Source organism: Singulisphaera rosea, from assembly GCF_054877945.1.
The window spans coordinates 252,273-276,171 of record NZ_JBTYIP020000005.1 but is presented as its reverse complement, the minus strand read 5'-3'; the positions used below and the strand labels follow the sequence as shown (position 1 = coordinate 276,171).

Genomic DNA, 23,899 nt, shown 5'->3' with positions numbered 1-23,899 from the left:
TTCTTTTCGACCGTAGAGAGATGGGGCGACCCCTCGAGGTGGGGGATTGCTTGCGCCTTACACAGATCCGGGTACTCGCGTGAAAGTCTATTTGCTCCTCACGGACGACGGTCGTCGCCTCTTCTACGCGGAGACACCCGAGGAGTCGCCGGACGAGGAACCGACGCACCATCGAGGACTGCGCGGTTGGGTCGAGCGCAAGGCCAGGCACCTGAGGTCGGCCTGGCACCATTCGGAAAGTGGTGTGACCGCCCGACTCCGCCATGTCTGGTCGTGGCTCCAAGAACGGACGTACGCCGATGAGTCGCTCCTGGTCCGGCTCCGATCGGCCCCGACGGTCGAGATTCACCATCCGGCAGGACTCTCGAGAGACGAAGTTCGCGAGCTTTGGAAAAACTATCTCGCGAGTCGGAAGCGTCGACATCTCCCCTGGTTGTGCGTCAATGCGTTCATCGCCCCGCTGACGGTCGTCCTCGCCCCGCTCCCGGGCCCGAACCTGGTGGGTTACTGGTTCGGATACCGGGCGATTCGGCATCTACTCGCATTCCTCGGCCTGAGGCATGCCCAGAGAGGTGTGGGAGTCGGGTTGACGTTCCACCCCGCCCGGGTTCTGGATCAGCCGATCGTGGAAGGGTCCGCGGACAGGGACGTGGTCGTCGCGATGGAAGCCGACCCCGAAGTGCTCGACGACTTCTTGAAGAGGTCCGGCGTGGTCCGTCCTCAACATGTCGAGTCGAAGTCGGGGCCGTGATCCGAAGAACGGTTTCCGACTAGCCGTGATTCGCCCGGAAGACTAAGGTGTCGACACGGTTGATTGGGCGATTCGAGGGGGGAGGCGGAGCCACAGCCAATCCGGCGGCTTTCCGCCTTCCCGAAGCGACGGTTGATCCGGTCGAGCGAGGCCAGGGAGGGCCGATGAAGATCCAGCACCCGATGTTGGTCCGCGCGGTGGGCGTCGCGGGGGCGTGGGCGATCCGTCGGCTCGTGGGAACCACCGAGTTCCATTTCCGCTACGCCGACCCGACGGTCAACCCCGAGGTCGCTCGTCGGGACGGTCGCCGGTACATCTACGCCTTCTTCCACGAGGTCATGCTCTTCCCGGCCTACTACTGGGCGTGGCCCGAGATGCAGATCCTGATCAGCGACCACCGCGACGGCGAGTTGATCACCCAGGTCGTCCGGCGGCTCGGGTTCGGTGTCGTGCGCGGTTCGACGACGCGTGGTGGGGCCCGGGCCCTCCGCGAGATGACGATGCGGGTCGATCGGGGGCACCTCTGCGTGACCCCCGACGGCCCCAAAGGGCCCAGACGCCACGTCCATCAGGGTCTCGCCTACCTCGCGAGTCGGACCGAACGGCCGATCGTCGGGGCGGGGATGGCCTTCCGCGACCCCTGGAGGGCGAAGAGCTGGGACCGATTCGCCGTCCCTCGGCCCTGCCGCGCGGCCGCCTGCGTGGTCCCCGAGGCCGTCCACGTCCCACCCGACGCCGACCGTGAGACCATCGAGGCGTGCCGGCTCGAGGTCGAGCGGAGGATGCAGGCCGCGACGCTCGAGGCCGAAGCGTGGGTTGAACAGCTTTGAACGGGACTTGGGCTTGCCACGTTTCGAGCCCTCTTGTAAGTTGACCGCACCTGTCAGGTGCCCCGGGCGTCAAGCCTCGCGCCGCACGACGGTTCATGTCGTCAACATTCGATTGGCACACGATGCACCCTGAGAAGCGAGCTCGGTTGGGGTGGTCCACCCGTTGCGCCCTGGTACTTGGGGCACTGGGGTTGGTCACCGTCCTCGGGGTCGCACGTTGTCTGGAGCCGAACCCTCGCGGGTTCGGGACTCACACGCAACTCGGCCTATCGCGTTGTACGTTCCAATGGGTGACCGGCTATCGGTGCCCGGCCTGCGGGATGACGACGTCGTTCGCGTGGTTCACACGAGGACGCTTCGATCGTTCCTGGCAGGCCAACCCGGTGGGGAGCCTGATGGCCCCGACCTGTGTCGTCTTGATCCCCTGGCTCCTGGCCGGGGCGGCGCTGGGCCGACCGATCGGGTTCCGATCGCTTGAACAGCCGATCATCGGCCTGGTGGTGGCCACCGTGGCCTTGAGCTTGTTGTCCTGGACCATTCGCCTGATTTTAGGGAGGGCGTTATGAAGACCCCTCGGCCGCACGCAAGGACGCGACGCGCCGCCGCTTCACTCGTCATCGCCGCCGCAGGGCTCATCTCCCTGGCCGGGTGCGACCCACGAACGATCCTGTACTTCCTCCAGCCGCTCGAGCCGACGGTCCCCGCGCCCGGCCCGTCGCTGAAGCACAAGAAAGTCGCCATCGTCACCCACGCCGTCTCGGGCGCCATGGGCGACTTCCCATCACTCGACCACGACCTCACCCGCGAGTTCGCGTCGATCCTCCGCAAGCGGGTCAAGAAAATCGAGGTCGTCGACGTCGACAAGATCTGGACATGGATGGATGGACACCCGAACTGGACCGATCCCGCGGAAGTCGGCAAGGCTTTCGAAGCCGACGTCGTGATCTTCCTCGAGGTCGAGGCCTTCCAGGTCGCCAGCCCCTCCAGCCCTGGCCTCCTCGAAGGGACCGCCCGGACCCACATCCAGGCCTTCGAGATGGAGTATCCCAAGAACTCCAAGGACAAACCGATCACCGACCAGCCCAAGGAAGCCAACAACATCTACGACCAGTACTGCGACAGCGCCTTCCCGGTGCGAGGGCCTGTGCAGGAAGGGGCCGGGGTCAGCCGTTCGGCGTTCAAGAACAAGTTCCGACAGGTCGTCGCGACCGAGCTCACCTGGCATTTCGTCGAGCACTCTCCGGAAGACGACATCCAGGACGTGAAGTTCAAGTGACCTGAGCCGATCACCTCGACTATCGCCCTCGGCGCAGTCGAGGTCGAACTTGGAACACCCGCGACCGGCCAGCGACCTCTCCGAGGGGTCGCTTGGCCGGTCGCCGTCTCGGGAGGAACTCGCCGTGTCGATTCCCGCCGAAGCCCTGCTCGAAGCCGCTCGCGAAGCGAGCCGTTCGGCCTACTGCCCCTACTCGAAGTTCCACGTCGGGGCGGCGGTCTGGGCGGACGGCCGTATGTTCATGGGTGCGAATATCGAGAACGCTTCCTACGGGCTCACGATTTGCGCCGAACGTACGGCCGCCTTCGCCGCCGTGCTGGCCGGAGCCTCGCGGATCGATGCCGTGGCCGTCGCCTGCGTCGATGCTCCCGAAGGGGCCGATGCCAGCTGGTTGATGCCCTGCGGGGCCTGCCGCCAGGTCCTCTCCGAATTCGCCGCCCCCGAGGCGACGATCTACGTCGACCGGGTGGGGACCTATACCCTCGCCGACCTGCTGCCGATCGCATTCCGGCTCCGATAATCGCCACGTTCTTCCTCACCTCCCGTCCCGCGACACCGCCCCTCCAATTGGACCTAAGAAACAGAGATCCCAAGCCCTTGCGGCCGGGGAACGGACGGGTTAACATCCATTGTCCCGCCGATATCCCCTTACTCGATCCGCAACGGGTCGAGCCTACCTCTTGCAGTGCGATCGTCAGACCCCGCCGCGGTTTGCTTCCCGGTCGGTGAGTCGGAGGAGTGTTGTCGAGATGCGCTTCGATCGACGGTCGTTCGTCCGGCAGGTTGCCTTGACCGGGGCATCAGTCTTCGGACTCTCCAAAGCGACACCCGCGTGGGCGGCTCCATCGGGGCCGGCCCCCGTCCGAGTCCGGGTGTGGTCCGAAGGGACCGCGAAGAAGTCCGTCTATCCCGACGACATCGATGGCGCGATCGCCGAGCAATTGATCCGGCGTCCGGAGTTGAGCGTCGCACGTTCTCGCCTGACCGATCCCGAAGCCGGGCTTTCCGACGCGGCGCTCGACGCGACCGACGTCCTCGTCTGGTGGGGCCGGCTCCGGCACGACGACGTACCGAGCGACCGTGCCTCGGCGATCGTCGACCGGGTGAAGGCGGGTCGCCTCGGGTTCCTCGCGCTTCACGCTTCGTGCTCGAGCAAGCCGTTCAAGGGCCTCATGGGCACCTCCTGCGAGCCGGGCCGTTGGCGCGAGGATGGCCAGCCCGAACACATCAAGATTGAATCGCCCACGCATCCAATCGCCAGTGGCGTCATGCCGTTTACGATCCCGAAGACCGACATGTTCGCGGAGCCATTCTCGGTCCCGACTCCGGAGACGGTGGTGCTCGTCTCGACCTGGGATCAGGGGGAGACGATGCGGAGCGGTCTGACTTGGACGATCGGGCAAGGGCGCGTCGTCTACATTCGCCCCGGCCACGACGCTTTCCCCGTCCTCTTCCACCCCTCGATCCGCCAAATCGTCGCGAACTCCGTCCTCTGGGCGGCTCGCCGAACCTGAGGCGATCGGACGCCGGTCCGACACGCGCGCGAGGTCGTTGACTCGAGGTCGGGGTCGCCTATAATCGGGCGAGAATCGGCGGGGAATCCCTGGAATACGAGGCCGGGATCCCCAAATTCGACGCTCTTTTACCTGCGACCGCCTATGGGTCTCCATCGGATCCGGGCGTCGTATCCTGGCGGCGGCAACGGACCCTTGGGATGGCTCGGGTCCCTTTCGAGTCGAAGAACTCGGATATAGGGGAGGACCTTGCATCGGTCCGACCCCCGCACAACCCACACCCCACTTGAGGAGCGAGAACCGATGCGCAAGTTGATCCTGACTGTGGCCGGCCTGGCCCTGGTCGCCAGCCCCGCCTTCGCCGGCAAGTTTAACAAGGTCGTCAGCGTGGGCGACAAGGCCCCGACGTTCTCCGGGATCCCCGCGACCGACAATGGTCAGGATGCCAGCCTCACCCTGTCCGACATCAAAGAGCCCGTCGTCGTCGTCGTCTTCGTGAACAAGGAATGCCCCGCCGTCCTCGCCGTCGAAGACCGCATCATCGACTTCACCAGCGAGTTCAAGGACAAGGGCGTCAAGGTCGTCGGCATCAGCGTCGTCCCCAATGACGACCTCTCCGGCATCAAGAGCTACACCAAGGACAAGAAGACCAACTACGTCTATGGCTATGACGAGAGCCAGGCGATCGGCAAGGCCTACGGTGCCACCAACACCCCGCAATTCTTCGTCCTCGACAAGGACCGGGTCATCCGCTACACCGGCTCGTTCGACGACGCCACCTTCAAGGCTGACAAGGCCTCGAAGCACTACCTGAGCGACGCCGTCACCGCCCTCCTCAAGGGCGAGAAGATCTCCGAGTCCGAGACCAAGGCCGTCGGCTGCGGCATCCACTACAAGAAGTGACCTCGGTTGATCCGAAGTCCCCGAAGGACGGCCGCTCCCGGAGCGGCCGTCCCGCTTGAGCCGGCCGCCGATCCATCCATCGGTGGCAGCTTTCGTTTTAGCCCCGAACGATCGAACGACACCGACCGACTGATTTCGTCCCCTCGCCCTCCACACGCCACCGGTCGAGGATCCCTCAGGCCGTCGACCGCCGACAAGGACGCCGCGAACCGACGTCCCCGCCTGACTCCCGACCCCTTTCGGGAAGCCATCGAGATGACGCTCAACCGCTCCGCCTGGCCCGCCCTCGTGCTCTTCACCCTCGTCGGCCCCGGCTGCCAGGATTCGGCGCACGAGACCGAGACGAATGCCGGTACCTCCGCCGTGACTCGGATCTCGTACACGCTCCCGGAGACCACGGACTCCGGGCTCCCGAATGAGGTCGACGCCCAGGTGGCGCCAATCCCCATTGGTGAGGTTGCCCCGAAGTCGCGGGAGGTCGTCGAGGCCGAGGTCAAGGCGGCGACCGAAGGCGAGGTCAAGCTCGAGACCGTGACGTTCGACGAATATCTCGCGCGGATTTCCAAGAACAAGGCCAAGTTCACGCTCGTCGACGCCTGGGCGACCTGGTGCCCCCCCTGCAAGGCGAATTTCCCGCATCTGGTCGACATGAATACGAAGTACGCCTCGAAAGGCCTGGCCACCGTCTCTCTCTCGTTCGACGACCCGACCAACACCAAGCAAGTCAACGAAGCCAAACAGTTCCTGAAAGACAAGAAGGCGGTCTTCGCCAACTACTTGCTCGACGAAGGCGAGGGCGTGGGGTTCGACAAGTTCGAGATCAACACCATCCCGGCCGTCTTCCTCTACGGGCCGGAAGGGAAGCTGCTGAGGAAATTCACGCTCGACGATCCGAACCATCAGTTCACCTACGAGGACGTGGAGAAGGCCGTGATCGCCGTCCTCGACGGCAAGCCGCTGCCCGAGTCCTGAGTTGAGTCCCCGACCGAGGCGACACGTCCGTGCCGAGGTCTCGCCGATTTTTCGAGCGGTCGTTGTCGCCGTGGATTGCCGGATCCGTTAGAATGGAATGATCGGGCCGGGATCACTCGTCCGGCCGAATTCCCCTGACCCTCTCCCGACCTATGGGCGGGACCGAGCTGAAACGGATTGGATCTTGAGATGAAAGACGGCATCCACCCCAAGTATCAAGAAGCCGACGTGACCTGCGGTTGCGGCAACTCGTTCAAGACCCGTAGCACCAGGCCGAAGATCGTCGTCGAAGTGTGCTCGAAGTGCCACCCGTACTACACGGGCTCCGTCAAGTTCGTCGACGCCGCCGGCCGCGTCGACAAGTTCAACAAGAAGTTCCAGGGGACCTACGGCAAGGCCAAGAAGGGTGCCGCGGAGGCGCCCGCCAAGGCCTAGTCCCCAGGCTCGATCCCGGTGCGGCGGCCCGCCGGGCGGCATGACCCATGCTGCCCCGCCGGGCCGTTGATCATTTCCTGTGGGATGAACCAGGAAAGCGTTCACCACAAAGGCACGAAGGAAGACCCAATTTTCAGATTTCTTATGAATTAAATTTAGGCTTTCTTGATTTGAAATCTTGACTTCCCTTTGTGTCTTCGCGCCTTCGTGGTGAATACTCTTCTCTTCCGCCACCGTAAACGGGTCGAGGCGTTTCGTGTTCGAGAAGCTGCAGTCGGATTATCAGCGGTTCCTTGAGTTGGAGCGGGCGCTGCTCGACCCGTCGGTGACCGCGGATGTCTCCCGGCTGACGGCGATGGCCAAGGAACGGAGTGCCCTGGCGAAGCTGGCCACCCCGTACGGTCGATACCTCGAGCTCGGGCAGCAGATCGCCGAAGCGGAGTCCCTCCGCGCGGCGGAGACCGACTTCGAGATGCGCACCTATGCCGAGGCCGAGCTCGGTGCGCTCGTCGCCCGTCAGAATGAGGTGGGCGAAGCCCTTCGCGACCTCCTCTACGACCAGAGTGCCGGCGCGGACCGCGCGGGGCTGATCATCGAAATCCGGGCCGGGACCGGCGGAGACGAGGCGGCGCTATTCGCCCGGGACCTCTTCGAGATGTATCAAAGGTTCGCGGACCAGATGCGCTGGACGTTCGAGACGCTCGAACTGGTGCCGACCGAGCTCGGAGGATTCCGCGAGGCGTCGTTCGGGGTCACCGGAGACGGGGCGTTCCGGCACCTCCAGTTCGAGAGCGGAGGCCACCGGGTCCAGCGTGTGCCGGTCACCGAAACCCAGGGGCGGATCCACACCTCGGCCGCCACGGTTGCGGTGCTCCCTGAGCCCGAAGAGGTCGACATCGTGATCCGGACCGAGGACCTCCATATCGATGTCATGCGAGCGGGCGGCCCCGGCGGTCAGCACCAGAACAAGACCGAGAGCGGGGTCCGGATCACGCACCTTCCCAGCGGAGTCGTCGTCAACTGCCGAGACGAGCGAAGCCAGCACAAGAACAAGGCCAAGGCCATGCGGATCCTCCGCAGCCGACTCTTCGAGCAGACCGAGGAAAAAGCCCGCTCGGAGCGAGCCGAGGCCAGGCGGACGCTGATCGGTTCCGGGGATCGCTCGCAGCGGATCCGCACGTATAACTTCCCCCAGAACCGAGTCACCGACCACCGCATCAACTTGACCATGCACAACCTCGACCGTGTCATCCTGGGGGACCTCGCCCCGCTGACCACGGCCTTGATCGACCACGACCGGCGCGAGCAGCTCGGCGAGGTGTAAACGACGATGCCCAGAGACTCGGAAACGCCTCGGCCCTATCCCCGAGGCGGCGACACCCCACGGACGCCCGCTCCTTCTACCCAGGAAGAGCGTTGGACCGTCGGGAGGCTCCTTATCTGGACGACCGACTTCCTCAAGCGCCGGGGGGCCGAGAGCCCTCGCCTCGACGCCGAAGTCTTGCTCGCACACATCCTGAAATGGGAGCGGGTCAAGCTCTACACCCACTTCGAAGAAGAGATCGGAGAAACCGCACGGGCGGGCTACCGCGAGCTCGTCCGTCGCCGATCGGAAGGGATGCCGGTCGCCTACCTCGTCGGCCGCAAGGAGTTCTATTCGCTCACCCTCGCCGTCTCGCCCGCGGTCCTGATCCCGAGACCCGACTCCGAGTTCGTCGTCGTCGAGTTCCTCGCGGTCACCAAAACCCTCGAGTCTCCGAGGGCAGTCGACGTCGGGACCGGTTCGGGTTGCCTCGCGCTCGCCTGCACTCATCAACACAAGTCGGCTCGCTTCGTGGCGATCGACTTGAGCCTTGACGCCCTGGAGGTTGCCGAGTCGAACGCCAAGACGCTGGGTCTCTCCGATCGCGTCGAGTTTCGCCAGGGCGACCGCCTCGCCCCCGTCGCGGGTGAAGGCCCGTTCGACGTGATCGTCTCGAACCCCCCTTACATCGCGTCCGACGTCATCCCGACGCTCGAGCCAGGCGTCAGGGACTATGAGCCCCACCTCGCCCTCGACGGGGGCTCCGACGGCCTTCGCGTCGTGGCCCCGTTGATCGAGGAATCGGCTCGGCTCCTGAAATCCGGGGGCTCACTCATCCTGGAAATCGGATCCGACCAGGAACGGCCCGTCCGAGACCTCATCGCCGCCCGACCCGAATTCACGCTGGCGCCGACGATCCGCGACCACGCGAATCACCCTCGCGTGATCCGCGCTACGCGAAATTGAAAACGGTGAGGATTCGCCACAAAGACACAAAGGGAAATACAAGGAAATCGGAATAGTTTTCTTGTTAATTTTTGTGTTATTTGTGCCTATGTGGTGATCCGTCCCTCTTCAGCACCTGGAGGTCGAGCTTAGAGCTTCACGCCCTCGACGATCTCGCGGAGCGTGACGGCCACGGTGTCCATTGAAGGCAGGCGATCGACCTTGCGGCGGGCGATCAGCTTGCGGAGCAGCTCGTTGAGCTCGGGGGGCAGGTCGGGATTCGCCTGCGCGGGGTCGAGCGGTTCCTGATTGATCCGCTGGAGCATCATCGCCATCGAGTTCGACGCGAACGAGTCGTAGGGAAGTCGATCGGTCAGGAACTCGAAGGCCATCACGCCGTAAGAGAAGATGTCGAGGCGTTCGTCGGTCGATTCGCGACGGATCAGCTCGGGCGCCATGTATTGCAAGGTCCCGGTACGATTCCCGGGGCGTTGGAATGCGGGCGTATTGGGGACGGCGAGCCCGAAGTCGATCAGCTTAACTTGGTGATCGCGATCGACCAGAAAGTTTTGGGGTCCGACGTCGTGGTGGATGAACCCGTACTTATGGACAGACGCGAGCGCCTCGGCAGCCTGTGCCAGGAGTTCGAGCTTCTCGGAGAAGGTGGCCGCCTTCGACTCACGGAGAAAATTCAGGCTGACCCCTTCGACGAACTCCATCACGACGAAGTGTTCGCCTTTCGAGGAGTCACCGAACTCGTACGTCCGCACGACGTGCGGGTGGACGACCTTCATCCCGATCTCCCCTTCGGACGGGCGATATTCGCGCCCGGAACGGGCAGCGGCCGCCGCATTCTTCTGGGGGAGCTGGACTTTCAGGCAGACCGAACGACCGCTTTGGTTGTCGACCGCCCGGTGGACTCGTGACATGCTCCCCTGGCCCGTCAACGCGAGCAGGGTATAACGGCGGTCGAGGTTCACCCGACGACGCTTCGGCCGAACTTCGACCGGGCTCTTCTTGGGCGACAGGATCGCTCTTAGTTTTCCGAGCATCGTTTCACGCCCCCACCGCTGGCCTTTGGATCGCACCGCGGACGTTGTCGAACGAGTAGTCACTTCACTTCAGGTCACTGGTCCGAGGGTTTCGGGACCATCGACCTCAACACTAGGGCAGGGAATACGCCATTCTCTCCGAACAGCGTTCATCTCACGTATCGTCGCGCCGAGAGACGCTCAGATTTTTACGGCGCTCTCCGTGCCCGGTGACACTCCATGCGATTTTTGTTCCGGCGCGGAACGAGCCGGCTGAATTCGAGGGTGAGTGGTCCGAGGGACGATGGACCGTCGACCCGTCTCAATTAAGTTTAAACGATGTTTGGGCATTTTGGGATCGCGCGAATTCATTTCATGGTTGCATTTCTTGAACGCGACACGTCGAGCGACGAGATCCGACCAAGCACGGGCCAAAAAAACAGACCCCGGGAGGCGGCAGGTCGCCGTATCCCGGGGTCCAGCATCGTCCGAGGATCATCAACGAGGAACGAGAGACCCGGCTCGATGTCTGTCGTAGGGACGGGCTCAGTCGTCCCGAGTGTGGCGGGCCAGACGCCAGTTGAGCTTCCCGGCCGTCCTAACGAGCACCCGGCCGTCACCTCGCTCGTCCTGGAAGGACGCCACCTTGACGATAGGTGGGGCGTCTTCGGGCCAGTTGTCGAATTCGGCGTCGAGCAGGAGTACGAATCGAGGCGAGTCGCCCGGTTGATAGGCAATCAACTTTGGATGGGCGAGTTGCCGCACCTGCCGGCCGGTTGCAAAGGCCAGGTCATGGTTCCAGGTATGGGTCGTGTAGATCGGCCAACGCGGGGGAACCCACTGTCCGATCGCACGTCCCCAAGGTCCCTGACTGTAGCGATAGTTCCATTCGGGGACGTAGTAGCCCCAGTGGCCCGCCTTCAGGGAGATCGATATCAAGGCCACGGCCAGCAGGGCGCGACGGGCGTCCCTCTTCACGATCGACATGACGGCCAAGGTCGCCGCCGGCATCGCCATCAGGATCAAGAGGATCGCCAGAGGACGGTAGTATGACACGGCGCTCGCGAGGCTGATCCCCCCTCCGACCGCAATGAGCGTCCAGAGCACGGTCACGAGCGAAGCGATCCAGAGGAATCGGTTCCTCGCCGACTTCTCGAACGACCGCGCCCAGGCCAGGTCACAGGCGGCGGCCGAGGCCACGGCCAGGCCGGCGAGCGCGGGGATTCGGGCAGCGGACGCCAGGCCCGGGATGATCGTCCCGACCAGCACGCTCGCACCGATGACCTGGGACCATCCGCGGACCATTCGCCGTCCCTCGACGGGCCAGCCTTCACGAACGGAACCGACCGCGGCCAGGACCGCGAAAGGGCTCCAGGGCAACCCGAGAGCCAGGACTCCGAAGGCCATCATCCAAGCGGGCTTCTGGGTGAAGGGGATAGACAAGGCGGCCGCCCAGGCCTCGGTGGGGGCGACGCTCAAGGCCCAGCACGACCATCCGATCGCGGCTGCGAGCGGCGGGATCAAGAACCGGATCCCGATCGAGGCTTCGCGACGCCCGATCACAATCATCGTGAGTACGATGAGAGCTAACGGCGGCCACCCCGCGGCGAGGAACGCGAGCGCCGACCAGAAGCCCGCAACCCATCCAGAGCCGCGACCCAGCAGGCGATCGAACGCGGCGACCGTCCCCAGTCCCGCGATCAGGTCGAGTTGGGAGCCCGCGGACCGGTCCATCATGGCAAGGCTGCCGAACCAGCAGAGCGACACCAGGATCCCGGCGCGAGGCCCGAACGTATTCAGGACCCTGCGGGCCAGGATCAAACCCGTGACGATCCCGGCGATGACCGCCGGCCACCGGACCGAGGCTGCGGTCGGGAACCCGCCCTCTCCCCAGGCCCAGACGAGGCTAGGGAAGACCGTTCCCGGCCAGAGCGATGGTTCCCAACCCCCGAACACTTGCCCATAGGGACCGAGTCGCTCGCCCGCCGCCAGCCCGAGTCGAGCCTCGTCCACCCCGAGGTCGAGGCTACCCCCGCCAAGCACGACGAACCCCGCGGCGAGGAGCAGCGCAATCCCCAGGACGGCGAGTTTCATGTCCCGCCGTCGCTTCGGGGCGATCTCCTCGACGGGGCTAGTGATCGCCATTTCCGGCGAGGCTGGATCAACGAACATGCGTCGCCTCCTGCGCGTCTTCGCGGCCGGGGAGGTTGCGGTCGAGCGCGATCGAAGGCTCGAACAACTCCTGCGCGGGGTGGCTCTTCACCATCCCGAAGATGTATCCCGGGAGCCAGCCTTCCCGATAGGTCTGCCGGCGCATCTCGGCCGAGACATCTTCGATGGTCCAGCCGTCCCGCTCAAACCGATAGAGGGCCACGGCCGCGCCGGTCCGGCAAGTGCCCCGGGCGCAATGGATGAGCACGGGGCGTCGATCGATGTCATCGCACGCCTTCAGCACCTCGCGGAACTGGGCTTCTTGCCCGAACCCGTCGCCGGGCATCGGCAGGTTCATGAAGTCGACGCCGAGCTTTCGCGAGAGCGTCCGCTCCTCGTCAACCCCTTCGCCGGGGATCTGGAAGCTGATGACGGTCCGGATCCCATATCGCGAGACCGCGGCGCCGAGTTGATCGCCGTTGAGTTGGCCGCTCCGATAAAGGATCCCCGGCTTGACCACGTCGAAGTGGTCCCAAACGAGCCGGTTCCTCCGTGTCTCGATGGTCAGCCAGACGGCCACGGCCACGCCCGAGAGGACCGTGAAAACGATCGCAAAGCGCATTGGGTTCCATCCCGCGCAAGAGGGAAGTGGGGGGCGACTCGTCGCTCTCACAAGATGTCACGACGGGGACGTCTTGGGGCCGAGTCCTCCCGACCCCAACCATCGTGGTACACCCCAGGCGAACCATCCGAGTCGACTCGATGGTCAGGTTCCCGCGGACTCGTCCTCCGGGGCACCCAGACCTCACTCCGATCCGCCCGTCGAAGGCGAAAGGATCGGCCTTGATGATCGGGGATCGTAGGAGAGATCCCCGGCGCGGTCAACCCGAATCGCTATCTCGGGAATTTCGTGACATCCAGATATCGATAAGTCCCGCCCGTCGAGCTCGCAAGGCGCCGGAGCGGATTCGTGCCGCCGAGGTCGGCCCCGCGCCCGAATTCGACGGCCTGGACACGGGAGTTCTTGGACTCGTGGAGGATGTCGTCGACGTCGGTGTTGGTCATCAGGTCGGCATCGGTGAGGAAGAAGATGACCTCGGGGTTAACCGCAAGCGCGGCGCGGAGGGCGAGCATGTGATCGGTCCCGCCGATCGAGTCGACTTCGTCGAGTTGCACCCGGGCCCGAAGCTTGTTCGTTTGGGTCGCGGCCATCAGGCCAGGGTGCCCTTGCGGGTCGGTGAAGACCTTGGCGTTGAGGTTGTAGAAGACGACGGCGAACTCGGCGTCGGGCGGGAGCTGGCTGAGGCTATTCAAGAGCTCCCGCTTGGCGATGCCGAGCGAATTCCGGGTGGCCATGCTCCCCGAACAATCAATGACGTAAGCAAACGAGCGAGCATGTTCGCGGGCCCCGAAGAACTCGGTCCCGGGGCCGACGCCCCTCCCGATCCCACCGCCAGAACCGATCCCGGACCCTCCGCCGCCGGCGAGGCCAGGGCCGGGCACGATCCCCAATCCGGTCGTCTGAGGGCCGGGGAGGGCACGCGAGGCCGGGTCGGTCACCTTCGGCGTGGGGAGGATTTCGGAGAGCAGGGCCGCAGCGGTCGGATCGATGGGCTTGCCACGCTCCGTTTCGCCCTCGGCGGAAGGAATTGTCTCGACGATCCCTTCTCCACCCAGGTCCCCCGGGTTACCACCGGCCTTGTGCGGGAGTCGATTATCGACAGGGCCGCCCAACTCGCCGGAAAGGGCATGCGGGGTCGTGGCCGCGGACGGAGCCGCCGCATGGAGGGCCGCCAGCGACGCGAGCACAAGCAGGGCCGCATGGAAGAGGAGAGACCCTGTCAGGGAACGCGGATCGGTCAAAGGAGATCGTCCGAGTACCGCTCTCAAGCGCTGCATCGAGGAATCTCCCGACGAGTGAGTCCCTATCTCCAATGTCCCCGCGCCGTGATCTTACGATGGGGCGGTCCTTCCCGACGAGACCATCTCCGAGTCGTTGGTCTCGCGGATATTCCCGATCGCGAGCGAATCCATCGCTCCACGAGGAACGGCCTTTTCCCTGATTCGGGGAGGACCGATGAGGGCGGGGACGTCAAAAAACCTGAGGCCGCAAGCAAGTTTCGCAGGGCCGATCGAGGGGTCGGACGAGGGGGAGCAAACGGGCTGCGACGACGGCTCGCGATCCTTCAGGCAGGCCGCGTGGGTTGGTAAACACGAAAGGCCGACCAAAAGGCCGGCCCATTTCCCACGAGGGAGACGAACAGAGCAACGAGGGAGAGAGAGGAGGATCGATGGCTTGACCCATGATCAAGACGGCGGTACGAGTCGAAGAAACCGCGAGACCGCCGCCAGTCAACGGGTCAGGTCGGCTCAATAACGGCCGCCGCGGCTGCCACCACCACCACCGTAGCCGCCACCACCGCCACCGCCGTAGCCGCCACCACCACCACTGCCGCCGCCGTAACCACCACGGCCGCCACCGCCGCCGCCGTAGCCACCACGGCCGCCGCCACCGCCTCCGCCGTAGCCACCACGACCGCCACCGCCGCCGCCGCCGCCGCGATCCTCACGCGGACGCGCTTCATTGACCGTCAGGTTCCGTCCGCGGAAGTCCTGGCCGTTCAGGGCGTTGGCGGCTTCGTCAGCGCCGTCCGCCATCTCCACGAAACCAAAGCCCTTCGAGCGATTGGTGTCGCGGTCGATGATGATCTGGGCAGACAAAACCTCGCCATACTCGCTGAACAGTTCCACCAGGTTGTCTTCGGTGGTGTCGTAGGTCAGATTGCCGACGTAAAGCTTCTTGGCCACTGTCATACCTCTGCGAAATGAGCGTTCTGGCGAGGCTAGCACCTGAAACGGCTAACTAAAGGGAACCCGCCGAGAGCGGCTGTCATTAGCCTAACGTTTCTCCGAGATTTGAACAGCTAGAATCCGTGAGGATTTTGAATTTTTTTTCCATCGGTTCTCCTCACGCCTTTCACACTCATTATTCCCCCGATTTTACCGTCGAAATGGGCCAGGACGAGGCCGCAATCAGGGCGATCGCGGGCACGATCGGCGCCCGCATTCTCATATCAGTCCAATAAATCAGATGGACCGTCGCAAGCGCCAGGATCACCAACGGCGCCGACACCGCAGGCCAGCTCCAGGCACCGCGGCGTAGCGTCCCCGCCGCCAGGGCGAGCCAGAGCGGGATCGTCCAGAGCAGAGTCGCCAGCCGGACGGCCCTCGGGTAGACCCGATCCGCCGGCGCGAACGCCCAGAATCGCTCGAAACGCGCCAACGAGGCCCGCATGAAGTCGCGGGGTTTCTCGAAGACCATTCGAAGCCCCAACGCACGGAGACGACGATCCGACTCGGGCTCCGGCAAGCCGGCCATCGCCCGGTTGGTCTCCATGAACCACCGCTTCTGATTCGGACCCGACCAGACCGCCCCCGGAGGACCATCGAGGACATCCGCGTAATAAGTCGGATTGTTGGCGAGGACGAAAGTGTATCCGCCGTGCGTCGTCGTCCAGATCGGCTCGCCGAAGATCCGCGTATTCCGCCAGGCCCAGGGTGCCATGACGACGATCGTCGCCGATGCGATGAGGGCCACGCGACGAATTCGTACCCGGATCTCCCCAGGTTTCGCGAAGAGAGCGACGAGGGCGGTAAGGATGGCGCCGGGGAGAAGGCTAGGGCGGCAGAGCGCCGACAAGCCAAAACCGATGCCCCCGAACAGCGCATCCCTCGGCCCTAGCCCGCCGAGTGCGGCGAGTGTGCCTGCGGTGAGGAACGCGGCCAGGTTCTCCGTCATTACGGATTTCGCTTGCGCAACCAGGACCGGATCCAAGGCCACGATCGCCGCGGCGAGGAGCGACTGGCTCGGCGAACCTCCCCAACGTCGCGAGGCGACGGCCGTCAGGACGACCGTCCCGGCCCCGAGCAATAAATGGAGCGCCGCCACTCGCCAGGGCAATGAGCCGCCAGGGCGAGCAACCAAGGGCGTCAGGACCAGCGGATACAAAGGGGGACGATACGCGGTCGGCCGCCCCTTCAGCGAGAATCCCCGCCCTTCGGCCAACGATCGGGCGAGGGCCAGGTAATTGTCGGGATCGTCGAGCGTTCCGAAGTCTCGGGAGATGATCGCCCCCCGAACGACGAGGGCGAGCGCGACCAGCACCGCAAGGGCGAGCCGCCAACGCGGCCCGAAGTGATCACAGATTCCGGGAATGCCGATTCGAATCATCAACCGATCATTAACCCCTGGCGCACGCATTTCATCAAAAATGACTTTGCCGAGGGGAACCGCACGAAGAGATCTCGGCAAGCCCTATCGTCGAATACCCAGACCGGAGCCGAGTGGGGAGACTCCCCTCGTCTCTGAGGTCTCTCGAAACCTAACTCCGAGGGCCCGGTCCGAGGGCCATCATCCTATCGCGCGACCGGGGAGTATGGTAGCCTCTGTGGGGCGAGGGCTTCACGAGGCTCGAGAGGTCCGACCAGGCATCCGACCGACTATCCCGACACGTTCCAGCGAGGCGAATGGACCCCATGTCCCGACGGCCGATCATCCTGTCGTTGACCACGATGCACGACTCCGGCATGCAACTGCTCCACGACTCGGCCGAGTTGCGGATGGCCTCGGGGACCGACCCGGCGACCCTGCAACGCGAAGTCGTCGGCGCCGATGCCTTGATCATCCGGACGGGCGGCGTGGTCGACGCGGCCTTGCTCGACAAGGGCGACCAGCTCAAGGTCGTCGGCCGCCACGGCGTCGGTTACGACCAGATCGACATCGAGGCGGCGACCGAGCGAGGGATCCAGGTCGTGTACACGCCCGGGGCCAATACCGAAAGCGTTTGCGAACATGCGTTCGCGTTTATGATTGGCCTCTCGAAGCACTTCCCCCGGATGTCCTCGGAGCTGGCCGCGGGGAACTACCATTTCCGGACCAAGATCACGGGACGAGACCTGTTCGGCCGGTCCTTGGGGATCGTCGGGTTCGGGCGGATCGGCCGTCGAGTCGGCGAGGTCGCCAAGGCCGCCTTCGGGATGCAGGTGCTCTACCACGACATCGTCGCGGCCCCTCCCGAGGTTGAGGCCCGCGCGGGGGCGACCCGAGTCGGTCTCGACGAGTTGCTCCGCCAGTCCGAGTATGTCACGCTCCACGTCCCCCTCGACAAGACGACGCGAGGGATGATCGACGCCGAGGCCCTGCGCAAGATGAGGCCCGACGCGATCTTGATCAACACCTGCCGGGGACCGGTCGTAGTCGAGTCGGACGTCGCGGCGGCCCTCGACGCCAATCAGATCTGGGGATACGCCGGAGACGTCTTCGAAGTCGAGCCGCCCCCAAAAGACCATCCGCTCATCGGCCGGCCCGACGTCATGCTCACCCCCCACAGCGCCGCCCAGACGGTCGAGGGCTTGACCAACATGGCGACAGGGATCGCCCAGGATGTCCTCGGCGTCCTCCGGGGTGAAGTCCCCTTGAACCCCGTGAATGACCCGGCCCTGGTCCTCGCCAATCGCCGAAAGCTGGGCAAGGCCTGAACCCTAGAGTTCACAAGCAACGAGGCACCGCACTCCCACTTCATGAGCAGGAGTGCGGTGCCTCGAGCATTTCCGGTGGCCTCGTCTTGGGGACGACCGTTCAGCGAACGGGCGATGCCAAAGCGACCTTTCCTTCCGGCTGTGCCTTGGCCTGGGAATAACGCTTCAAGGCGTCTTCGAGGAAGGCCACGAATTCGGCCGCGGGGATCAGGCCACCCCGTTTCTTGAGGACCTGACCTTCCGGGCCGAGGACCACGTAGAACGGATTCGTCGCCTCCTGCGCGAGCTCGAGGATCCGGTCCTGGTTCTTCTCGGCGAGCGCAAAACGTTGGTCGGGGATGATCGACTTGATGGGGACGAAGTCGGTGTAGAGCTGCACGGTCACGAACTGCGAGAGCAATTTGACGACTTCGGGACGGGGCATGACCCCTTCCTCCATCGTCCGACAATTCATGCAGTTCACGCCCGTGAAATCGATCAGGACGGGCCTCCCCTCGGCCTTGGAACGCTCGCGGGCCGCGTCGAAGCTCATCCCCCAGAGCACTCCGTGCAGATTCTTCTGCTCGCGTTCGGCCTTCTCGGGCTCGGTCGAAGTCGCGACCTGTTCCCCACCCTCGGGGGCGGCGGCCCCTTGGATGGCGACGGCTTGCGTCTTGGTCTCGAAGTCCCCCACGTCGGCCGGGAAGATGCCGACCACCATATTCCAGAGCGGGCTCTTGGGCGGGTGGCCGAACAGCGCGGGCAAGAAGAAGAGCGCGAGGCCGATGAAGAGCGAGCCGATCAGGAGTCGCCCGGGCCCGATCTTGACCTCATCATGGTCGTGATCGGTCCGGAAGAGCCCAAGCAGGTAGACGCCGCAGACGGCCGCCAGGGCGACCCAGATCGAGAGGACGAGCGGGGCGTCGAACCACGCATCCTCGGGCACGGCACCGAAGCCGATTTCCGCCGTGTTGATGAACTTCAAGGCCGCACCGATCTCGACGAGGCCGCCGACGACCTTGACCGAGTTCATCCAGTCGCCGCTCTTCGGCATTTTGGACAGCAGACCCGGGGCGAGCGCGAGCACGAAGAAGGGGAGGGCCATCACCGCCGAGAATGTCGCCAGCCCGACGATCGGGTAGAAGAACTGCCCCTTCGAGGCCATGACGACCAGGGTACCGACGACCGGGAACGTGCAAGTGAACGACGTAATCGTCAACGTCAAGGCCATGAACATAACGCCGACCAACCCGCCTCGGCTCTCGCCCTTTGCCGAGGCGTTCAGGAGGACGTTGGGCAGGCGGATTTCGAACAGTCCGAGCAAGCTCAATCCGAACGCCAGGAAGAGGAACGCCACACCCGTGTTGAGCCAGGGATTGTTGGCCAGAGTCTGGAGGGCCTTCGAGGAGAAGAAGAAGGAAACCAGGACGCCGAACGCGGTGAAGACGCCGATGATCGCGAGGCAGTAGGCGATGGCCAGGCCGGTCGTCTTCCCCTTATTCTTCTGACCTTGCTTGACGAAGAAGTTCACCGTGATCGGCACCATCGGCCAGACGCAAGGCATGGCCAGGGCGTAGAGACCACCCAGGGCCGAGAACAGCAGGAACGACAGGAACCCTTTCTCCGCGTGTTCTTCGAGCTCGCTGCTCGGGACCTGAACGGCAGGGGCAGGCGCCGGGGCGGTGGCAATGACGGCCTCCATGCTCCTCGTTGGTTCCGCAACGGCCGTGACCTCAGGGGCCGACGCGGCCGGAGTCGCCGGGCTCGTGGCCGAGGCGGTCGAGGGAGCGGCCGGAGTCGGCGAGGGTGGGACTTCAACGCTCGAGGACTTTTCGACGTTTTCAGGGGTGGTCGCGGTCGCAAGTGCCGGTGCGGGTTTCCGAGTCTCGGCGACGGGTGATTCGGACGAAGGCGATGCCACCACTGCAACCGAGGAAGGGGCAGGGGCAGGCGTTGGGGCTGGGCCTGCGAAGGCCGGCGGGTTCGAGGCCGAATCGGCGGCGCTCGCGAACGCCGGGGGATTGGTCGCCGCCGAAGTCCCTTCGCCCTGGCCCGGAAGAGCCGCCACGGCCTCGGACGGGGCCGGTGCAACCGGGGCCGCAGCCCCTTCGTCACCGGGTTCCACGGTCACCTCGACGTTCGGGAGGGTCCACTGTCCGGGGATCTTGCAACTGTTCGGGTCGCAGATCTGGTACCCCGCCTGGCAGCGGATGGACCGCTTGCCCGGCTTGGCGTCCTTCGGGACGACCAGGGTGATCGACCAGGTCACTTCGTCCTCGAAGAACTCCAGGACCTGGTTGGCGAAGGCGGGCTCGGCCTTGCTGATGGGCTCCTTGGAGGACGTCCAGCTCCCCTTCGTCTCGAGCCCTCCCGCGTCGAAAAGGTCGAAGGTCGTGTTCCTCGGCCCATTGCCGAACGGCACCTTGTCAAACTTGTAGATATGCCAGCCCGGTTCCAACTTCGCTTCCACGGAGAACGTGAGCGTATCCCCCGGCTTGACCTTCGCCGGCTTGACCGAGCCGGTGAGTTTGGCCTCCTTCGGGCGGATGCGAAGGCTGCTATCCGGCTTGGCGGGCTTGGCCTTGGCCTGCGGGGCGTCGGCGGCAAGTGCCGGCGAAACCGAGACGTTCGAAGCGATCAGGCCGAGGGCGGCCATCGCGGCCGTTACGGAAATCGCACCGACCAGACGTCGTAAGGAATTCCTGAGCATTGGCGTCGAGTCCCGTGCTCCGAGGCCCGCAAGCCGTCGCGACCACTGCGTCGGCTTCTCGAGGTCGAATTGAGATTATCGTAATCCGACCCCGTCCACGCGACAAGCCGCACCGTCGCCCGATTGCCCTTCGGCAAGCCGCGTCGATGGTCGTCAAGATCGAACGACAACCCTTTATTCAGCCAGGAGATCCGACGAGCCATCGGCCGTCGAGACTGGCCGTATTCTTTCGATCCAAAGTCATTGGCAGTCGAGTCGATTCGGAGGCCGCGAATTCGCGATTTCGGAAGGCGGCAAGACGCCCTGTGTCGACCCTCCTATCGTCGTCGCGAACACGCGAAACGAGGAGGACGTGTGGAATCCGGGCCATCACCCGACGCGCGATTCTCCGAGAATGCGGATGGCCCCGAATAATTTCTCCTCCGGATGGATGCCAGATCGGCACGTTTTCGGATCGGGCGATCCTCGCCCTCAATATGTTCTTTGGAGCCGACCCGTTGGGTGAATCGACGCCACAGACGCACCGAAAAGCCTTCGGAAACGTCAGAGGTTTCCGTCCTACTCACTTCCCGACGACGCCGAGGTGGTGTCTAATCCAAAGGATCAAGGGCCCGACTCCGCGGCCCGATCGAGGGTGTTCCGTCGAGGACGACAACGGTCTCTGTGACATCGATGATCCGGCGTGACGGCGAGGTCACGGTCGGAGTACGGGCGTTCCCCCCGATTTTCCGAGGCACCCGAAGGATTAGCGAAGGTGGATCTCATGCGAATCCGATACGCATCCCCGTTCGCGGCGGTCATCCTGCTGAGCCTGTGGCTCCCGAACGGACTCCAGGCCCAGGACGCGAACTCAGCCCCTCCCCCTGCGCAGGCCAAGGCCGCGGTGAAGGCCTTCCAATACTTTAGTTTCATGCACGACCCGCAGTACGCCAGCGTCGAAAAGATCGCGCTCTGGGTCGTGCTCGGTGTGGCTGTCGCAGGCCTGGTCTACGCGATGATGTTGGTCGGGCAAGTGCTCGGGGCCGACCAGGGGACCGAGAAGATGCGGACGATCGCCGAGGCGATCCGGCTTGGCGCCAACGCCTACATGCGAAGGCAGACGAAGGCGATCGTCTCGCTCGTCTTCCTGATCACGGTCATCCTCTATTTTGCGAGCACCGGGGAGGGCGAGAGCCACGTCAGCCTCGGCCGGGCCCTGGCGTTCCTCGTCGGCGCGGGGTTCTCGTGGATCGTCGGTTACGTGGGGATGGGACTCGCCGTCCGCGGGAACCTTCGAGTCGCCGCGGCGGCCCGCACGAGTTACGGCTCGGCGCTCCAACTCGGCTATCGCACGGGCACGATTACGGGGATGCTCACCGACGGGTTGGGGCTCCTCGGCGGCACGGTCATCTTCATGGCCTACGGGGTCAATGCTTACGAAGTCCTGCTCGGCTTCGGGTTCGGCGGCACGCTCCTGGCGCTCTTCATGAGGGTTGGCGGCGGCATCTACACCAAGGCGGCCGACGTGGGCGCCGACCTCGTCGGGAAGGTCGAGGCGGGAATCCCCGAGGACGACCCGAGGAATGCCGCGACGATCGCCGACAACGTCGGCGATAACGTCGGCGACTGCGCGGGGATGGCGGCGGACATCTTCGAGTCCTACGAGGTCACGATCGTCGCGGCCATGATCCTCGGGCTCGCCAGCTACGGGCACAAGGGGGTCATCTTCCCGCTGCTCGTCCGGGCGATCGGCGTGCTCGGCTCGCTGATCAGCACGTACACCGTCAAGGCCGGGCCGGAGAGCACCAGCGACGAGGCGCTCCATTCGGTCCACCGCGGCTTCATCCTCGGCTCGATCATCAGCGTGATCGGGATCCTGTTCCTGGGCTTCGGATACCTCCACTTCGATCCCAAGACGTACTACGCCGACTATCCCCAGGCCCTCGGGAGCAACCCGATCGCCCCCGCGTTCCAGCAGGCGCGCGATGCGTTCGAGTTCGACCACTCGAAGTTGAAGGCCGACAATCCCGATGCCTTCACCGAGCAACTCGGCGGTTTCATCAGGAACTATACGCAGCCGTACTTCGAGTCGGGCATGCCGACCTGGGCCGGGTTCGGCACGGACTGGCTCGACCTGAGGCCGGCCTGGGCTTGCTTGGTCGGGATCATCCTCGCGATCGTCATCAACAAGGTGACGAGCTACTACACGCATACCAACTACGAGCCGGTTCGGTCGCTGGCCAAGGCCTGCACGACCGGGCACGCGACCAACATCATCCAGGGGTTCGCGGTCGGATATGAGTCGACGGTCGTCTCGGTCGCGGTGATCGCCGTGGCCATCATGCTCTCGGTCGTCATCTACGCCGGGGCGAGCCCCATCTTCGTCGCGTACGGGGTGGCGATGTGCGGCATCGGAATGCTCACGCTGACCGGGAACACGATCAGCATGGACGTGTTCGGCCCGGTCGCCGACAACGCCAACGGCATCGGCGAGATGGGCTATGACCGCGAGGAGATGGGCGAGGAGAACTACAAACGTGCTCGACAAATCCTCGCCGACCTCGACGCCGTCGGCAACACGACGAAGGCCGAGACCAAGGGGATCGCGATCGGCTCGGCGGTGATCGCCAAGCTCAGCTTGTTCTCCAGCTTCATCGCCGTGATCGCGGTCGGGAGCGAGGCGAACATCGACAAGCTCACCACGGCGCAATACCTCGACGTCGCCGGCAAGCTCTCGGTGGCCCAGCCCGACGTGTTCGTCGGCCTGTTGATCGGCGGAGCGATCCCCTTCCTGTTCAGCTCGATGCTGATCCGGGCCGTCGGCCGCGCCGCGTTCCTGATCGTCAAGGAGTGTCGGGCCCAGTTCCGTGATCCCGAGATCTGGGAAGGAACCAAGACCCCCGACTACGGCCGGGTCGTCAACATCTGCACCATCGCCGCCCAGCGCGAGCTCATCGGCCCCGGCCTGATTGCCATCCTGATGCCGATCTTGGTGGGAATCTATCTCGGGCCGAACGCCCTGGGCGGCTACCTCGCGGGGATGATCGTCGTCGGCCAGTTCCTCGCCGTGTTCATGGCCAATGCCGGTGGCGCCTGGGACAACGCCAAGAAGCTGATCGAGGACGGATACTACGGCGGCAAGGGGTCCGAGGCCCACAAGGCGAGCGTGACCGGCGACACCGTCGGCGACCCGCTCAAGGACACCGCGGGCCCCGCGTTGAACCCCCTGATCAAGGTCATGAACATGGTTGCACTGCTCGCGATCGCCCCGATCATGGCCGCCAACAGGAGTGGCCACGCCTGGATCCTCTACCTGGGCGGCCTCGTCGGAATCGCCGCCGTCGTCTGGTCCGTCTGGCGGAGCAGGACCGAGTCCAAGGAATTTCGCGAGATGGAGGCCGAGCTCGCCGGCGAGAAGGCCACGGATAGCAGCCTTCAGGCCGTCGGCCATTGACTCTCGAGTCTTGATTCCGCCGATCTCTTCAAACCCCGGCTTTTTCTTCAAAGCCGGGGTTTTGAGCCCAGGACGACGCCGACGCCCGCCAAACGGGTCTCACTCGGCTCCCCGTACGACTGCTCACA

General features: G+C 64.6%; 20 protein-coding genes. 13 read left to right on the top strand and 7 right to left on the bottom strand.

Going from position 1 to position 23,899, the window contains the following annotated elements; translation table 11 throughout:
* Window positions 1–79 precede the first annotated feature (79 nt).
* The 11 genes from ACYOEI_RS12145 (at window position 80) to prmC (ending at window position 8,950) form a co-directional block, all read left to right on the top strand.
* A complete protein-coding gene (locus tag ACYOEI_RS12145) occupies window positions 80–751 on the top strand; it encodes a hypothetical protein (RefSeq protein WP_462849791.1) in 672 nt (223 codons plus the stop codon).
* A 164-nt stretch (window positions 752–915) separates the two neighbouring features.
* Window positions 916–1,581 (top strand): lysophospholipid acyltransferase family protein, encoded by a 666-nt coding sequence (locus ACYOEI_RS12140; protein ID WP_462849790.1) that lies wholly within the window; start codon window positions 916–918, stop codon window positions 1,579–1,581.
* Between the two features lie 95 nt (window positions 1,582–1,676).
* Entirely contained in the window at window positions 1,677–2,147 is a 471-nt protein-coding gene (locus ACYOEI_RS12135; protein WP_462849789.1) for a DUF2752 domain-containing protein, read from the top strand.
* On the top strand, window positions 2,144–2,857 hold the full coding sequence (locus ACYOEI_RS12130) for a hypothetical protein (protein ID WP_462849788.1): 714 nt from the start codon (window positions 2,144–2,146) through the stop codon (window positions 2,855–2,857). The genes ACYOEI_RS12135 and ACYOEI_RS12130 overlap by 4 nt, the downstream gene beginning before the upstream one ends.
* Before the next feature lie 124 nt (window positions 2,858–2,981).
* Entirely contained in the window at window positions 2,982–3,377 is a 396-nt protein-coding gene (locus ACYOEI_RS12125; protein WP_462849787.1) for a cytidine deaminase, read from the top strand.
* Between the two features lie 229 nt (window positions 3,378–3,606).
* The gene (locus ACYOEI_RS12120) at window positions 3,607–4,371 is read left to right on the top strand and encodes a ThuA domain-containing protein (RefSeq protein ID WP_462849786.1); all 765 of its coding nucleotides are present in this window, start codon (window positions 3,607–3,609) and stop codon (window positions 4,369–4,371) included.
* A gap of 303 nt (window positions 4,372–4,674) precedes the next feature.
* Entirely contained in the window at window positions 4,675–5,274 is a 600-nt protein-coding gene (locus ACYOEI_RS12115) for a redoxin family protein (protein WP_462849785.1), read from the top strand.
* A gap of 255 nt (window positions 5,275–5,529) precedes the next feature.
* Complete coding sequence (locus ACYOEI_RS12110) at window positions 5,530–6,246, top strand: TlpA disulfide reductase family protein (protein ID WP_462849784.1); 717 nt, start codon at window positions 5,530–5,532, stop codon at window positions 6,244–6,246.
* 189 nt (window positions 6,247–6,435) lie between these two features.
* Window positions 6,436–6,681 (top strand): 50S ribosomal protein L31, encoded by a 246-nt coding sequence (gene rpmE / locus ACYOEI_RS12105; RefSeq protein WP_462849783.1) that lies wholly within the window; start codon window positions 6,436–6,438, stop codon window positions 6,679–6,681.
* Window positions 6,682–6,937: 256 nt separating this feature from the next.
* Window positions 6,938–8,005: a peptide chain release factor 1 gene (prfA, locus tag ACYOEI_RS12100; RefSeq protein ID WP_462849782.1), complete on the top strand. Its 1,068-nt coding sequence runs from the start codon at window positions 6,938–6,940 to the stop codon at window positions 8,003–8,005.
* Window positions 8,006–8,011: 6 nt separating this feature from the next.
* Window positions 8,012–8,950 (top strand): peptide chain release factor N(5)-glutamine methyltransferase, encoded by a 939-nt coding sequence (gene prmC / locus ACYOEI_RS12095; RefSeq protein ID WP_462849781.1) that lies wholly within the window; start codon window positions 8,012–8,014, stop codon window positions 8,948–8,950.
* Between the two features lie 128 nt (window positions 8,951–9,078).
* Here prmC and ACYOEI_RS12090 read toward each other — a convergent pair whose 3' ends face one another.
* The 6 genes from ACYOEI_RS12090 to ACYOEI_RS12065 form a co-directional block, all read right to left on the bottom strand.
* A complete protein-coding gene (locus ACYOEI_RS12090) occupies window positions 9,079–9,981 on the bottom strand; it encodes a serine/threonine protein kinase (RefSeq protein WP_462849780.1) in 903 nt (300 codons plus the stop codon).
* A gap of 525 nt (window positions 9,982–10,506) precedes the next feature.
* Window positions 10,507–12,132, bottom strand: a complete 1,626-nt coding sequence (locus tag ACYOEI_RS12085; protein WP_462849779.1) for a hypothetical protein — start codon at window positions 12,130–12,132, stop codon at window positions 10,507–10,509.
* Window positions 12,122–12,733 (bottom strand): fused DSP-PTPase phosphatase/NAD kinase-like protein, encoded by a 612-nt coding sequence (locus tag ACYOEI_RS12080; protein ID WP_462849778.1) that lies wholly within the window; start codon window positions 12,731–12,733, stop codon window positions 12,122–12,124. The genes ACYOEI_RS12085 and ACYOEI_RS12080 overlap by 11 nt, the downstream gene beginning before the upstream one ends.
* A gap of 272 nt (window positions 12,734–13,005) precedes the next feature.
* On the bottom strand, window positions 13,006–14,010 hold the full coding sequence (locus ACYOEI_RS12075) for a vWA domain-containing protein (RefSeq protein ID WP_462849777.1): 1,005 nt from the start codon (window positions 14,008–14,010) through the stop codon (window positions 13,006–13,008).
* 471 nt (window positions 14,011–14,481) lie between these two features.
* A complete protein-coding gene (locus ACYOEI_RS12070) occupies window positions 14,482–14,925 on the bottom strand; it encodes an RNA-binding regulator (RefSeq protein WP_462849776.1) in 444 nt (147 codons plus the stop codon).
* A gap of 172 nt (window positions 14,926–15,097) precedes the next feature.
* Window positions 15,098–16,342, bottom strand: a complete 1,245-nt coding sequence (locus tag ACYOEI_RS12065) for a phospholipid carrier-dependent glycosyltransferase (protein ID WP_462849775.1) — start codon at window positions 16,340–16,342, stop codon at window positions 15,098–15,100.
* A gap of 305 nt (window positions 16,343–16,647) precedes the next feature.
* On the opposite strand from ACYOEI_RS12065, the gene ACYOEI_RS12060 reads away from it, so the two are divergent.
* Window positions 16,648–17,649 carry a hydroxyacid dehydrogenase gene (locus ACYOEI_RS12060; protein WP_462849774.1) on the top strand — a complete coding sequence of 334 codons (1,002 nt, stop codon included), beginning with the start codon at window positions 16,648–16,650 and terminating at the stop codon, window positions 17,647–17,649.
* Between the two features lie 100 nt (window positions 17,650–17,749).
* On the opposite strand, the gene ACYOEI_RS12055 is transcribed toward ACYOEI_RS12060, so the two are convergent.
* A complete protein-coding gene (locus ACYOEI_RS12055; RefSeq protein ID WP_462849773.1) occupies window positions 17,750–20,338 on the bottom strand; it encodes a protein-disulfide reductase DsbD family protein in 2,589 nt (862 codons plus the stop codon).
* 763 nt (window positions 20,339–21,101) lie between these two features.
* Here ACYOEI_RS12055 and ACYOEI_RS12050 point away from each other — a divergent pair.
* A complete protein-coding gene (locus tag ACYOEI_RS12050; protein ID WP_462849772.1) occupies window positions 21,102–23,771 on the top strand; it encodes a proton/sodium-translocating pyrophosphatase in 2,670 nt (889 codons plus the stop codon).
* Window positions 23,772–23,899: the final 128 nt, after the last annotated feature.